The organism is uncultured Rummeliibacillus sp., assembly GCF_934216135.1.
GTDB lineage: Bacteria > Bacillota > Bacilli > Bacillales_A > Planococcaceae > Rummeliibacillus.
In genome coordinates, this window is the sequence record NZ_CAKQBI010000028.1 from 29,477 (window position 1) to 45,151 (window position 15,675).

A 15,675-nucleotide genomic window follows, 5' to 3' on the forward strand; every position below is an offset into this window, starting at 1 on the left:
CTTTTTAAAATTACCCCTTTGATTTAAGCTGTTACCAATGGTCGGTAGATAATATTCGTACGGCTTGTCACAACATGATTGCCCTCTGTATCCTTCATCTCTGTATCCATGATGATGAATTCCATCTTGCCGTTTTTGCCATCCTTTTCATACACATCCGTCACGATACTTTGGCAATGAAGCACATCACCTGGACGTATTGGACGTGTATAGATGAATTGCTGCTCACCATGTAGCATGCGACGATAATCTAGCCCTAAATCCAGCTCTTCCCCCGAATCTGAAGTAATTGCGATTGGGAACGTTAGTGGTGCGATTATGCTACCGTGCACCGTATTTTTGGCAAATTCCTCATCTGTATATAATGGATTTGCATCACCAATTGCCTGAACAAACTGACGTATGTGACGTAAATCTACTTGAAACGTAAATTGTTTCCCTGTTTTACCGATTAAATGTGCTAGCTCCATCATTTACCCTCCAATTATTTCCTTTGCTGTTTGAGGTACTTTCACAACAAGCATTGCATCTGCCGCCTTCGCACCTTCCTCATAAACAACTAATGGATTAATATCTAACTCTAAAATGTGATCTTTATGGTCCGTCATCAGCTTTGATACTTTCAGCAATACATCCACAATTGCCTCTTTATCAACTGGTGCCTTTCCTCGTGTACCATTTAAAATCGTATTGCCCTTCAGTTCTTCCAATATATCATGCGCGTCTTTACGCGTTAATGGTGCTACCTTAAAGGCAACATCCTTAAACACCTCAACAAAAATGCCTCCTAATCCTACCATTACAACAGGACCAAACGTCGGATCATTATGCGCACCGACAATTATCTCTACACCTGGGGCTAACATTTCCTGTACAGATACACCGTTCAATACAGCATCTGGTTTATAGCGACGGGCATTAGCCATAATCGTTTCAAATTCTGAGCGTACATCTTCTTCCGTTTGGAGGTTTAATCGAATCGCATCTGCTTCTGTTTTATGTGGAATATCTGGTGAATCAATTTTTAACACGACTGGATAGTCAATTATTTTCGCAAAATGTACTGCCTGATCAGCCGTTGTTGCAATTTCTCGACTAGTTGTTGGAATGCCATATTGAGAAAGCACCGCGCTTGCTTCAGACTCACTTAATGTTTCATTGACACCTAACAAGCTTGTTACATCTGCAAATTGAATGTCTTCCACTTGAGGTTCCAAATCAGCTGACTGAATGAAATTGCTATACTCCACCAACTTTGCTAAGCCACGAAATGGATTTAATGCACCGGAAATAACAGTAATGCCGTTTTCAACTAATGTTTTGGCAGCACGTGGATACGTCATGCCATCTAATGGGAATGAAAACACGGCAATGGGCTTATCACTATTCCTAGCAATCTCTATAAATTCTTGGAGTTGCGGAGAATTTTCATCCCACATATACGCGAAATCTGTATAAATAATGCTATGCACATTTGGATCATCGACTAACGCTTGTAGTGGTGCTAAATAAAGTTCTTGATTCGTTACAGATGCTGCTGCTGTTAAATCAATCGGATTGCTCACCGATGCATATGAAGGCAACTTTTCTTTAATCTTCACCTTTGTTTCTTCACTTAGTTCTATTACATTTAATCCATATGCTTCACAACGATCTGCCTCGTTTATGCCACGGCCACCAGAGCTCGTAATAATAACCGTGTTTCCACCCTTAGGTAATTTATCCGGGTTAAATAACTTTGAAAAAGTAATGATGTCATCAAAATCCTCTGCACGAACAATGCCATATTGTTTAAAAAATGCATCATAAATTTTATCTATTCCTGCCAATGAGCCCGTATGTGAAGCAGCTGCACGACTACCCGCGTTACTACGACCCGTTTTCATTAACACGATTGGTTTTTTCTTTTTTACAGCCTGTATTGCTAACTGCTTGAATTTTTCTGGATTTTTTGACCCCTCTAAATAACCGCTAATAATTGTCGTGTCATCATCGTGTAACATATACTCCACGAAATCCTCCATCGTCGTATCCATCTCGTTCCCAGTACTGACAAAGTAGTTAAATGTTATGTCATTTTGTGCTGCAGCCATATACGTTAAGACACCGAATGCACCGCTTTGTGAAACATAACCTACGCCACGCTTGCCTGTCATTGGTACTGTCAAAATAGATGGTGAAAATGTACCGATTAAGCCATTCGTTGTGTTTACGATTCCTACGCAGTTAGGGCCAACGATTCGAATACCATTTGCTCGGGCAAAGTCGCCAAGCTCCTGCTGCAGTTGCTGACCATATTCGCCCGCCTCCGAAAAGCCTGAAGCAAAAATAATCGCTGACTTTATACCTTTTACTGCACAATCCTCTAGACAAGGCCTGATCTGGTCAAAGCTTACACAAAAAATAACTAAATCGATTTCACCTGGATAAGCCTGAAGTGATGGGTAACATTTTATACCTGCAATTTCAGTCGCTCGCTGATGAATTGGAATAATTTCTCCTTGGAACTTTCCATCAATTAATGCTTGAATTTGTAAATGTCCAATTTTATACTTGTTTTCCGACGCCCCTAAAACCGCGATTGTTTTTGGCTTTAATAATGGTATTAACGATTCATAACCTAAAGATTTCTCTGACATCAAATCCCCCCTAAATATTGGATTGAACAGACACGTCATCTGTAGGTCCATCATACATTGCAAACGTTTTCATAATATTAAAAAACTATGTGCTAAATTAATACATTAATAAGCTTGTTACTATATTGATATAAACACCTTCTACCTTACTGTCAGTAAGGATTAATATTTTTGTAAAAATATTAATGTGCAATGTAACCCCGACATTGAAGCATACTAACCGCGACATCCCGTCATGTAAACGCATATATTTTAATTTAATTTCATTTCTTTTCAAATGAAAATGTTGAACACATATTCGAACAATGTTAATAATTTTTTAAGAAATAATGTAGCAGCATCGATAAACAATAAATCATAGAAAGGTCACGTATCGTTACATTAAAAAAAGCCCCCATATATGTGGGAGGCTTAATCTAACCATTTTAAAATTTTGGCACGTAATTTAGCTGAAGGCTTTACTTTATTGCGCTCGATATTGCTAATATAAGGTGCCGTAACATCTAGCTCCTCTGCTAGCTGTAGAAGCGTAATATTTCGCTCCTTTCTACGGCTTAACAAACGCTCGCCAAGCTTCGAATCATCTTGCTTTGGGACACGCTCCTGTTTACTTTTCCTTTCGATTGAACGATAATGGTCCTGTACAATGGGCGATGGCTCAATCACGATACTAGTATTAAGCCAATATTTGCTCCATCCTTTATTTGCGGTAATATTCTCATCCCACTTTATATAGTGCCAGGCAGCAATTATCTGGTCGCTCGCTAACTGATCTAACGCCTTCTCTAAGCGTTCACGTGTACGTTGCGGAGAACGTTCATTTAATTTCTCGGCTGTCGCAAATAACAATGTGCTAACCTTGTTTGGCTGCAAAAAATTACCTTGGAATGCTTGCGTACGCCAACGCCAGCTTAAATAGCGACACAGCTGTTTTTCAAGACTATGTCGATAAGCATGGTATTGAATCGCTTTAGTTGGTAGTAAGGCCACTTGGCGCTTTTTTGAACGCATATACTTCTCAAACACTTCATCAAAAGTAAACGAAACTGTCTTTTGACACGTTTGTTCACTGACAATATATTCCTCACCCGCAGCCGTACAAAACTTTACAGCTCGTCCTTGAAGCTCTGATTGCTCGGTTTGGTATTTCTGATAAAACTCTGACTTTTCTAGCGTAATCCATAGACATTGAATATTACGAAGTGCCTGTATAATCTGCTGCTTTTGCTTTGGTTCATAGCCACCACGTCTTCCTCCGCCGCCAAGCTTTGCCTTTAGACCTCGCATTGCCAATATATCTGACAAATCAACCTGAATGATTTCGCCTGATTGTTTTGACTGATGTAAGAAAATACTGCATAAAATATCGAGCACATCCACATCAATGGTCGACATCGACTGCATTACCATTATACCCTGTTGTTGGCACGTTCGTTCATCTTCAGATTCACAGATTGGCACAATTTCCACCATGCCTGACGTTCTCCCCTTCACAAACGTTGCGAAAGGATATCGCCTAACTTGAAAGCACTTTTTATACATGATTTCACGAATCGCCTGATAAACAACTGTATTTAGTACAAATACATAATTTGGAATGACCCTCAAGGGGGATTTAGTCGACTGCATCTTTCCCATCTCATGCTCAATTTTCAAATATGATTGCACATCATTTTCTAGCTCTGCAACAACTTGGCGCTTCCATTGTTGAATATACGCCTCTGTTGCGTTTGAAAATTTCATAATAAAATCATGATTTTCACTCAAGTTGGTCGATAGTATTTTAAAAAATAGTGTATTGAGTTCGGAAGGCTGTAAATTACCCATCCCCTGCACACCTATTGTAAATATAAGTTCCTCTAAGACTAGCTGTTTCAAATAATCGCGACACCAGTCATAAAAGTTATTCCATGTCGACACCTCACCGATAAAGATTGCCTGCTGGATAATTTTCTGTGTTTTTTTCAGTCCACTATCAAGCAGCTGGTGATTAGATAATATATCACTATTTTGTGAAGGCATTTGCTCGATCACGTGAAAAATTACTGATTTAGAAATACTTTCAATCATATGTTGACGTGCTTTTAAACGAATTTCATAAAACAACGCCTCATTTTGCTGGTAGCTTACTTCATTAAGCACAAATATTTTCGACTGTTGTACTGTTTTAATATCAAGTTGAATGATTGAATCAGTAGCCAAATACTGCTCAAATAATTTTAAGTAATCAAATGTTTCCTCATCTTCGGTTGCCATAAACAAAATGTGAAAATTCTCGATGGCCGGCTTAAACTGCTCTACAGAACGCTGCAATAAGCTCTGAATATTTTCGCTATACAAATTATTTAAGTTCAAAACAAGCACCTCCAAAAAAGGAAAAAGTTGCATTATACATAATACTTTAACATATAGAATTTATCTTACACTAGCAATAATACTAGATCGATGCTACTGCCAAATATCGCGCCTCAATAGTAACCGCGTCTACATCAACTCAATAGAGAAAACAACCTTAATTGCACGCAAATGAGCGTTACAATTATTAGCAAAGTTAAACCAAACTAAAGTAGAACCGGTGCTCATTTTTATAAAAATATATTAATTTTCTTAAAAACTACCTTTTCAATCAAATTTTATTTTGATAGTTTTTTTCGTTTTTAGTTGCTGTATCTTACTCCGCTTCAAATAAAGGAATTAATAGTTTCATTTTACAAATCTTCTAGTTTGTTTTCAAAGAAGCGTCTGCATGGCATTTGAATTTATTATTTTTCTCCATATAGGCCACTATTAAATCCATTCTGTCTCCTACAATCACCAATTCTAGACTTATTAAACTATCTCTTCACTTTATTTTCTGGTCATTCCGTAACAGTCAACCTTAGACATATTTCACTAAAACTTTTTCAATCTTTTTGTCAATTTATAGATTTGTCCTGCATATTATAAATTCTGTGATTATTAGTTTAAGGAAGGGAGCTAATTAGGTAGGTCTTTGGGCTAATTTCTGTTACTGGTAGTTTTTTCTAAAAATAAAAATGTTCTTTGGAGGGGTTATTATTACTTTATCATCACGTATTTCAAAATTCGTATTAACAGTTTTTTCTATGCTAGCATTATTTGTGGCATTTACTTTTGGTCATGCAAGTAATGCAAAAGCCTCCGTCAATTATGGAGAAGAAGTTTCACAAGAAGCAAAACGTTATGTAAATACTCCTTATAAATGGGGAGGAACGACGCCAAAAGGTTTTGATGCTAGTGGATTTACACAATATGTTTATAAAAAAGCAGCTACTAAAAAGGTGATACCAAGAACAAGTGCTTTACAATATAAAGAAGGTAAATCGGTTAAACAAAAACAATTAAAACAAGGCGATTTAGTCTTTTATGCTACAGGAAAAAAAGGAGTAGTATCTTTTGTTGCCATTTACAATGGTGATGGGACATTTACAGGCGTTACGATGGATGGTGTAAAAGTTGTTAAAATGAGCGGAAAGTATTGGAAAGATCGCTATATTGGTGCAAAACGAATTATTAAATAATCTCCAAACAAGATTAGAGACCGGGACAAAAGTGTTTTAGCTAATGAAAAATCCGAACAATAATGTGAAATTCTATTTAAAGTTTCACATTTGTTCGGATTTTCTTTTTATTATCTATTGAATCCATTTCTTAAAAGACACAAACTTTTAATATATACACATTCGTAATATTAAGGTATTGTGTTCCGTTCCAGACGGGGCTTTCAGCTCAAGCTATTCCCGCAGGAGTCGCCGTCCTCCACTTCACACACCATTTTATTTGACTAATCATCATCGAAGAATCGTATTTTCTCAAAGAAAGGACGCTTAATGAAATTGATTCTAATAAATTCAATTATTCGGATTTAGAAAGGACTAATTTTGTTCTGCCACAGCCTCTTTATGTTGAGTGTACAGTTTTAAGAAAAAACTAGATTACAACAATAAAGTAAAAACTATCTGTGTACCACGCTAATATTTTACTTCTTATTAGCTTCATATACTTTCAATAACTTACCTTTTATTGTTGTGTTCTTCATTTTATTTAACACAATCGGACCTTTATCATTTAGTATTTCAACATAAGAAAAAGTATCTAATATTGTAATGATACCAATATCCTCTACAGATACTCCGTCAATTTTTGCAATAGTTCCAACAAAATCTACTGCTCTAATCTTCTTCTTTTTACCACCATTAAAGTATAACTTCATGATTTGCTCATTTAATTTTTCACTTTTGGCATGTTTAATCGTTGGATCTACATTCATTTTTGAGTCAAATGCCGTTTTCTTACTTGCTACTTCCTCTTTTGAAGGAGCTACCATTTTCGGAATCTCAAAGCCAATGTATTCTTCAATTGCACTTAAAAACTGATTTTCAAATGGTGTAACAAAAGTGATGGCTTTCCCTTTTTGCCCTGCTCGTCCTGTTCTTCCTGTACGATGGACATAGCTTTCTTTCTCTAATGGAATGTCGTAGTTGATAACATGGGTTATATTATCAATATCAATTCCTCTAGCTGCCACATCTGTAGCAACTAAATAGCGGAATTCTCCTCTTCTAAAGTCATTCATCACAGCAAGTCGATCATCTTGAACCATGCCACCGTGAATTTTATCACAGCTATAACCTAAATCAGCTAATTGTTCATACACAGTATCTACTCGATCTTTTGTTCGACAAAAGATTATGCAACTGTCTGGATTTTCAACAATTGTTACATCTTTGAGCATAGAGAATTTATTGTTGTCTTCCACTTCAACAACAGAATGATCAATCTTATCAGTCGTGAGTCCCGTCGCCTTAATTTCAATATCGATAGGTGTTTTCATATAGTTAAGTGAGAGTTTTTTGATCTCCTCTGGTAAAGTAGCTGAAAATAACATGGTCACTCTTTTTCGAGGTAGCTCTTTAATGATAGCTTCTACCTGTTCGATAAATCCCATGTTTAACATTTCGTCCGCTTCATCGATCACAAGGTAGTTAATCTTATCTAATGACAGAGTACCTTTTTCAATATGATCGAACACACGGCCTGGAGTTCCCACGACTACATGTGTTTTTTGCTTTAGTTCTGTTTTTTGTATGGCAAAGGGTTGTTTTCCGTAAATCGCTGTTGCTTTTATCCGTTTAAATCTACCTATATTTATAAAATCCTCTTTCACTTGCACGGCCAATTCTCTCGTTGGTGTCAAGATTAGAGCTTGAGGTTTATTTTCCTTCCAATCAACTAATTCACAAATTGGAATCCCGTATGAAGCAGTCTTCCCACTACCTGTTTGCGATTTTACGACAAGGTCCTTTTTCTCTAATGCAAGAGGTATAACCTTACTTTGAACGGCTGTTGGTTTTTCATATTCTAAACTATCCAGCGCCTTTACTATTTCATTACTTAATTGATAATCTTTAAAACTTTCTTTGCACATAACTAAACCTCTTTTTTGGGGGATTATTTATCCTTATTATTTCCTCGAGATTGTCCCCTTATACAAACTATCATTATACGCTATTTAATTAAAAAAGACCTGCTTTACGGCAAGTCAAGATTTATAACATTGTAACTTTAAGTTGAAATTAAAATATTCTCTATCTTTACTTCTGACTGTTTGGCGTTACTTGAAGATGTAGTAACGTTGACTTCATATGCATTAGCTTTTTCGAAAATCAACTTTTGATTTTTATCCAGATAGATGATTATACCATTATTGAAAGGTTCTTTAATTTTAAAGATTGTATTGATAAGTTCGAAATCAGATTCGGTAAAGGGGCCTTTAATTTTAATTTTTTCTATCCCATTGATTCCATTGTCTCTAGAATTAGGCACCATATACTGACGCATGAATTTAACTGACTTTTCATCTTTCATCTGTTGTAGTCCAATCTGCAAAGGAACTCCTTCGAAAAATGGAAAATAACTGTTTCTCCAAGGCATGGCTTTTGTAAACAGTCCTAATCCCCATTTAAATTGTAGATACTGAGGTTTTGTAATATTTGTATCAATCATCTCTTCATAAATTTTATCTAAATCATCTACATCAAGCATCAAACAGATAAGTCCTCTATGTCCCCTATTATATTTTTCTACCCATTCTGCTTTCCACCCACCACCATCATTTTTTAGTAGGTGAATCATTTCAAGATATTCATTTCCAATCCAAATGTTAGATGCTTTAAAGCCTTTTGTTCCTTTTCCCCATTTAGGCTCATATGGAAATCCAGTATTTCGTACTGACTGAATTACAGTTTTATCTGTTTGATACTTCTTATCAATATTTACAACCAAGTGATCGATTCTCAACATTCTCCCCCCAATGAAAATACTCTATAATTCTATTTCTATAACTATTATTAAACTCCTGTTTTCCTATTGATATGGACAAGCTCTTTGGATAAATAATCTTTTTACAGTATCTATAAATTTTTAAATATATCCTATTTTATGGTATTTTATCGAAAAGAAAGGAGGTGAGAATATATTCTTTTTTCCTTTAATAATAGGTATCATTGTTGCAATAGTATTAACAATTGGAGTACGTATGTTAAAAAATAAAGGGTTCTCCAAAAACACGTTTTATGCTTTTACGTTGGCACAATTGCTAATAGGTGTGTTATTTATCGTCTATGGATATGTGGAAGTTAGAGGTTGGGAAGGACTTGCTTTTATGCAATTAGGCACCCCTATCATTCTAGTATCTTTCATTTCGTTTATTGTGTATATTAGTAATTCCAATAAAGTTATTAGAGAATAAGAATTGTATTAAAGAGCTTCAGTTATGTTAATTTTAACTGAAGCTTTTCATTCAACTTTGAATGTTTCGTTCAATGAAGCTAATTGTTATCGCTAATGTTCCCCACTCTTTTTCTTGTTCCGGCGTATAAATCTCATATGTCCCATCTATCATTTCATTAAGTGTCCATCCTTCGCAATCGAAGTCTTTGAAAGGGATATCTTCATACATTTTTTTAAACGTATCATATTTTCTTATTCCTGTTACATGGACTTTTAATATTTCATCTTGTTGAGGAACTTTAATAAATTCGATCATATCACCAACTTTAATTTCCCTTCTCCTTTCATCGTTCAAACGAACTTCTACTTTCTTTTTCCCCTCTATAATCGATTGAAAATATTCTCCGTAAAGTTCCATTTTATGTATCATTCTTGTCACTTCCAGTGTTTATTAAAAATTTTTACATGAACTTTATCTAATCTCCCTATTTTTTTACTTACGTTTAAGTCACGCTTTTTGCTCGTTTGAATAGAGCGTATGCATAAAACGAAGATGCTAAATATAAAAGACCTGCAAAGTAATAGACAAAAATCACACCAAAATAGTCTGATATTAAACCCGTGATAAATACAGAAAAAGTAAACACTAAGTAATATAAGTTATCTTTTGCAGCGTATAGTTTTGCTAAGGATTCCTCCCTTAGTTGTTTTTGAATGAATACTTGCTGAGCAATATCGCGAAGTTGATAGAATGGCCCCATTAGTATTACTAATAAAATGGCTATTACTGCAATCTTATTCAATGCATATAGAAAAACCAAAAAGCTTACAAAGAATGAGCCAATCATAATTGCTCTAAAAGGATTCTTTTGAACTTTATGGGAGAATAACATGATTAACATTCCACCCGCTATACTGCCAATGAAATAGCCTGTATTGATGAATCCCCACCATTGCTCTCCTTTGTTTAAGACCTCTTTTACAAATACAAGTGTAATACCACCAATCCATATACCCGAGGCAACTCCTTCTAATATATCCATGTTGGTAATTGTACGAAGGTTATTCCTAGGATTAAATAACATTGTCCATCCAGATTTAAAAGTGGCCCATTTAAGTTTTGTCGCTGAATAAGTTATCGAATTAGCTTTGATTTGAATAGATGTAATAAAAGAAATACATAAAAGAATGATAGATACAAGTAATATCAAAAGTTGTCCATATCTATTTAGCAACACTGCTCCTACCGACCATCCAACCAGAGAAAATACTTGATCCGTTGTACTGATTAAACTGTTTGCCCTTCCTAACTTATATTCAGTAACAGTAGTCGGGATTAAAGCCATTCTAGATGGAGAGGAAAATCCATCAACAAAACCAGCTATCCAAATCAAAAGAAAGATTAAAAATAAAATACTATGTATTGTAGCTTTGTTAAGTAGAATATAAACAGCAAATAAGATAACTATTTGCAAAAACATGGAGCGCTTCAAAATCTTTTGAAGTGGGTACTTTTCGGATATAAATGGGAAAACAAAAGAACTAAAAAATTTTCCAATTACATATACAAACATAACTAAAGCGGATAAGGTGGCTGAATTGGATAATTTATAAATACTTAAGGTCATTGTCATCGTAAATAATGATAAAGCTAATTTGCTAATGGAAATATTGCTCCATAAATAATAGAAACTTGAATTCATAAGCCCTCCAATATAACAGAAAATTGAAATATAATATATTTCATTATAAACCACTTTTGGTTTCATATATTAGAAAATGGATTATTGACTAAAATAATCCTATTAGAACTAATGATCTAGCACTATAAATAAAAATCTTACTTCTTCTACGTAATATAAAAATAGACCATAAAATTCCCAATCGAAAATTTTATGGTTCGACTACAGGTGCCAGGCACTGAAACAATTCTGGAAATAGGATACAAATTAAGTCTTAAATAATAGCTTTAATTAACTTAGAAAACACTCTTGATTTTCAGAGGAAGAGGTACAATGAAATCCCCTATTACTTGTGTTAAATGACATAATTAACGATGTACATCGACAATTTCACCTTCATGAATGGCTTCTATTAAAACCAAAATCCACTTGAGCTTCACTTTCTGGATGCTCTAACCGTTTATATTCTTTTGATTTTTCATCTTCTCTTACTGCTCTACAATCCATTCTAAAAATCAGACTGTGCGATATGCAATCGATACTAATTTGGCTCTATCATTCTTTCCATTTTTTGCGTACAATAGTTTTCGACTTGCTTTAAAGACTAGAATTTCAACTAAATTTGTTCTAGGGTATTTTATGCTTTTGCTTTTTTGTGGCTACTATTAATAAAGGAACACCTAAAATTGTAATGAAAGAAAGAATTGAGAAAGTATAAATTGAATTTTCAATACTGAAAAAAGATAATAATAGACCTCCTAAAGACGGCGCTATTACGTTACCTAATCTACTCAATCCCATAGTACCAAAATATGTACTTTTTAATTTAGATGTTGCTATTTGATCGGTTAAAATGTCTAGCATTGAGAATATTAAGACTTCTCCTATTGTGAAGATTATTATTGTTATGATGAATTGAAATAAGTTTGATGAAAGAGACATAAAAATTAAACTAACACTGATTAGAAAATTTCCCCCAATAATAGAGTTGATCGGAGAAAATTTTTTCATTACATTAATTACTGGGTATTGGATTAATAAAGCAGTAATTGCATTTAAAGATAGAATGATTGAGTAATAACCTGCCCCTTCTTTCATTCTCAAACTTAAATACTGAGGAAATGTAGAATTTAAGTGAGCGTATCCCGAAATTGAGAAAATAACCCCTAATAGTATCATTAAGAATTTTTTATCTTTTCTGATAACTAAAAATACTTTCTTTAAAGTGTTTTTTTCTTCCTCTATATGTACGTTTATAGAACTTGTTATAGATATAGAATGCTGAAAAGATAAAGATATTCCATATAATAAGTAAATTATGCTCGTAATTAAAAAAGGGTATGAGGTCTCACCTGAACCAAGATATAATCCCAGAATCGGACCAATCACTACACCCAAATTAATCGCTGTGTATCGGAAATTAAATATTTGCAAACGATTTTCCTCTTTGGTAATATCAGACAACAGTGCCTTAGAGGCTGGTTCAAAGATCGAATAACACAATCCATTTAATGAATTTAAAATAAAAAATGCAATTACTGAATTTGCTCGAAAAAAAGCAAAGAAGACTACTGACCACAATACAGAACTTATTATCATAGTTTTTCTTTTATCAATGATATCTGAAATATATCCCCCAAAAAAAGATGTGAAAACTCCTACTAATGAACTTGTCGCTATAATTAGCCCTACTATGGTTGGAGAAACACCTTTGATTTGAATAAGATAAATTGATAGAAATGGAATTGTCATAGAAGTTGCTATTCTGCTAATTAGAGTTCCAAAGATAATATTCCAGCCTAACGGATGGATTTGCAAAATTCTTGTTTTCAATAAACCCCCTCCACTTCTTTCAGCTTATAATTGAGCAGAAGAATTTAGACAGTATTGTAAATAAAAACAGCCTAATATTTCGGCTGCTTTTATTGGTGTAAATATAACATTTTCTATGTTGTTTAATCAATCAAACTTGTAAAATTTTTTAATCTATTTAAAGACTCATGTATTAATTCGTTTGAAACTGCAAAATTTAAACGTATATTATTAGGTTCTCCAAAAGCTTCCCCAGGAACAACTGAAAGTAATTGCTCTTCAAGTAAAAGGCTACAAAATACATCAGAGCTTGTTATCTCCACATTTTTATATTTTTTACCTATAAAATTTGAGATATTGGGAAATACATAAAAAGCGCCTTCCGGCATATAGCACCTAATTCCACCAATTTCATTAAGCCCATTTACTAGTAAATCACGTCGTTTTTTGTACTCTTCTACCATTTTGTTATCAAAATTCTGAATTGCTGCAATACCAGCATATTGAGAAATCGTTGCTGGACTACCAGTAGCGTGACTTTGGAAATTAGAGATTGCTACTGCTATATCTAACGGTGCGGCAATATAACCTAAACGCCAACCAGGCATTGAGAATACTTTCGAAAAACCATTCGTAATTATTGTTCGATTTAATAAATCAGGGAAAATAGACGGTAAACTAAAATGTGATCCTTCATATACAAATTTATCGTATATCTCGTCAGAAATAATTAAAATATTGGGATATTCTAATAACACTTCTCCAATCTCTTTAAGCTCTATTTCAGAGTAAACTGAACCTGTTGGATTATTAGGAGAGGTTAGAACAACCGCTTTAGTTTTTTGTGTTATACTTTCTCTTAAAAGCTCCGCAGTCAATTTAAATCCGGTTGATTCATTACACTGGATTACAACTGGTCTTGCCCCAGATAGCCTTATTTGCTCAGGATAGGAAACCCAATATGGAGATGGCAATATAACTTCATCATCGTAATCACAAATTACTTGAAACACATTATATAATGGCTGTTTCCCACCTGCCGAAGTAATAATCTGCTCTGGTGAAAAAGTAATTCCGCTATTTTCTAAAATATAGTTTGCTATCGCCTGTCTTAATTCCATAATCCCTGCTGGTGGGGTATAGCCTGTTTGACCATTTGTAATTGCCTGTATTGCTGCAAAAAGCGCTTGTATTGGAGCTTCGAAATCAGGTTCTCCGACACTCATATTAATGATATCATTCCCTAAATTCTTCAATTTTTTTGTTTTTGAATTTAATGCCATTGTAGCCGAAGGCCGAATTTTACTAGCTCTTTTAGATAATCTATTTAAGCTCTTTACTGATGTTATTTGATTCATTACTACTCCCCCATGTCAAGTAATCTAGTATCAAAATATTTCATCCTATTGAATTTTAATGATAGGTTTATAAATTTTTTCTTCTAACTGTTTCATTTCTGGTACGCCTTGTAACTCAAATATATCTTTCACTGTTCCAATTTTATTTTCAATTTGCAAAGTCGAATTATGCCTTATAATACTAGCAAAAGTATCATCAATTGATTTGTACATAGCTCGTAAGGCTTGATTAGCATATATAACAACCTGTACCCCTATTTTTTCAATCATTTCAAGAGAGATGTTAGGATACTTGGTAGGAACAATGATTAAAGGTAAATCTATGTCCCATTTTTGAGCAAATTCAATAATTTCATCAGGTGTTTGTTTCTTAGAATGAATAAGGATAGCATCTGCCCCAGCATCTGCATATGCACTTGCACGGATATAGGCTTCTTCTTGCCCTAATCCCGCTATAAGTGCTTCTACTCGTGCTATTATTACGAAATTCTCACTTTTTTGGGCTAATTTAGCTGCTCTAATTTTAGCGGAAAATTCCTCGATGCTTACTAATGTTTGGGTTCTATCATCAAAAGAATTAATTTTTGGATATACTTTATCTTCAATACATAGTCCCGCAATACCTGCTGCTTCATACTTTTTAACCATATGAGATACATTATGAATATTTCCGTAACCAGAATCACAATCAGCAATTATAGGTAAATCGCAAGACTCATTCATAATGATTGCTGCTCCTAAAAATTCCGTCATTGTTAGAATACTAGCGTCGGGAACAGTTTGTACGGCAGAAATACCTAATCCACTCGCCCAAATAGCATCAAAACCATTTTTTTCTGCTAGTTTAGCACTTAAACCGTCATGAGCACCAGCCACTTTAATTATGTTATTACTACTTAAAGCACTCCTTAATTTTCTTGATTTTTCGTTCATTTTTATCCCTCTATTCTTTATCAAATTGTTATTAATTTCATTATTTTCTCAACGCTTTTGATAACTTTATCAATTTCCTGATAATTTTTCGCTTTAACCATAACCCATCCACTTCTGTCGTAACTTGATTCAATGCTTCCTATTTGATCGCCAACTTCTAAATTTATATTGTAATCCACTACATTGGGATGTTTTTTTAAAGTATCTAATCCCTCTAACGTCTTAACAAACCCTGGTTTGGCATCTAAAAACTTAATTGCACAAACAGAACTTTCATGAACAGAGGGGATGTCATATTCTAGATCAGCTAATTCTGCAAAAATAGGTGTATGCATATCACAATTATTTGCTATTTCCGTAATATTAACGATATTATCCCCACCGTAGCGAGTATGTACCTCTCCTACGATAAATCCATCTGCACTATGAAACCCCTCTAGATGTAATGGACCAAATTGAATATCTAAAGCTCTAACAACATCTTGTAATACCTGTCTATAC

The 15,675-nt window shown here is 34.3% G+C and carries 12 protein-coding genes and 1 pseudogene; 2 read left to right on the forward strand and 11 right to left on the reverse strand.

Annotated elements, in window-relative coordinates; translation table 11 throughout:
- Positions 1-23 precede the first annotated feature (23 nt).
- From Q0977_RS14705 to Q0977_RS14715, 3 genes are all read right to left on the reverse strand, one after another.
- Positions 24-470 carry a MaoC family dehydratase N-terminal domain-containing protein gene (locus Q0977_RS14705; protein ID WP_299515337.1) on the reverse strand — a complete coding sequence of 149 codons (447 nt, stop codon included), beginning with the start codon at positions 468-470 and terminating at the stop codon, positions 24-26.
- Positions 471-473: 3 nt separating this feature from the next.
- Positions 474-2,639 (reverse strand): acetate--CoA ligase family protein, encoded by a 2,166-nt coding sequence (locus Q0977_RS14710; protein WP_299515339.1) that lies wholly within the window; start codon positions 2,637-2,639, stop codon positions 474-476.
- A gap of 411 nt (positions 2,640-3,050) precedes the next feature.
- Positions 3,051-4,994 carry a helix-turn-helix domain-containing protein gene (locus tag Q0977_RS14715; protein WP_299515341.1) on the reverse strand — a complete coding sequence of 648 codons (1,944 nt, stop codon included), beginning with the start codon at positions 4,992-4,994 and terminating at the stop codon, positions 3,051-3,053.
- Between the two features lie 749 nt (positions 4,995-5,743).
- Between Q0977_RS14715 and Q0977_RS14720 the strand changes: the two genes are divergently transcribed.
- The gene (locus tag Q0977_RS14720) at positions 5,744-6,178 is read left to right on the forward strand and encodes a C40 family peptidase (protein WP_299515343.1); all 435 of its coding nucleotides are present in this window, start codon (positions 5,744-5,746) and stop codon (positions 6,176-6,178) included.
- 458 nt (positions 6,179-6,636) lie between these two features.
- Here the strand turns inward: Q0977_RS14720 and Q0977_RS14725 are convergent, their stop codons facing one another.
- Both Q0977_RS14725 and Q0977_RS14730 read right to left on the reverse strand, forming a co-directional pair.
- Entirely contained in the window at positions 6,637-8,085 is a 1,449-nt protein-coding gene (locus Q0977_RS14725) for a DEAD/DEAH box helicase (protein WP_299515345.1), read from the reverse strand.
- A gap of 137 nt (positions 8,086-8,222) precedes the next feature.
- Positions 8,223-8,957, reverse strand: coding sequence for a hypothetical protein (locus Q0977_RS14730; protein ID WP_119416920.1), 735 nt, complete (start codon positions 8,955-8,957; stop codon positions 8,223-8,225).
- A 202-nt stretch (positions 8,958-9,159) separates the two neighbouring features.
- Between Q0977_RS14730 and Q0977_RS18285 the strand changes: the two genes are divergently transcribed.
- On the forward strand, positions 9,160-9,408 hold the full coding sequence (locus Q0977_RS18285) for a YesK family protein (protein WP_367269482.1): 249 nt from the start codon (positions 9,160-9,162) through the stop codon (positions 9,406-9,408).
- A 51-nt stretch (positions 9,409-9,459) separates the two neighbouring features.
- Here Q0977_RS18285 and Q0977_RS14735 read toward each other — a convergent pair whose 3' ends face one another.
- The 6 genes and pseudogenes from Q0977_RS14735 to Q0977_RS14760 all read right to left on the reverse strand — a co-directional run.
- Positions 9,460-9,819 carry an ASCH domain-containing protein gene (locus Q0977_RS14735; protein WP_119416918.1) on the reverse strand — a complete coding sequence of 120 codons (360 nt, stop codon included), beginning with the start codon at positions 9,817-9,819 and terminating at the stop codon, positions 9,460-9,462.
- Between the two features lie 73 nt (positions 9,820-9,892).
- On the reverse strand, positions 9,893-11,092 hold the full coding sequence (locus Q0977_RS14740; protein ID WP_299515348.1) for an MFS transporter: 1,200 nt from the start codon (positions 11,090-11,092) through the stop codon (positions 9,893-9,895).
- A 606-nt stretch (positions 11,093-11,698) separates the two neighbouring features.
- On the reverse strand, positions 11,699-12,904 hold the full coding sequence (locus tag Q0977_RS14745) for an MFS transporter (protein ID WP_119416916.1): 1,206 nt from the start codon (positions 12,902-12,904) through the stop codon (positions 11,699-11,701).
- A 122-nt stretch (positions 12,905-13,026) separates the two neighbouring features.
- Positions 13,027-14,241: a pyridoxal phosphate-dependent aminotransferase gene (locus Q0977_RS14750; protein WP_299515350.1), complete on the reverse strand. Its 1,215-nt coding sequence runs from the start codon at positions 14,239-14,241 to the stop codon at positions 13,027-13,029.
- 45 nt (positions 14,242-14,286) lie between these two features.
- Positions 14,287-15,174: an isocitrate lyase/phosphoenolpyruvate mutase family protein gene (locus tag Q0977_RS14755; RefSeq protein WP_299515353.1), complete on the reverse strand. Its 888-nt coding sequence runs from the start codon at positions 15,172-15,174 to the stop codon at positions 14,287-14,289.
- 20 nt (positions 15,175-15,194) lie between these two features.
- Positions 15,195-15,675: pseudogene (locus tag Q0977_RS14760) on the reverse strand (arginase); the annotation flags it as partial.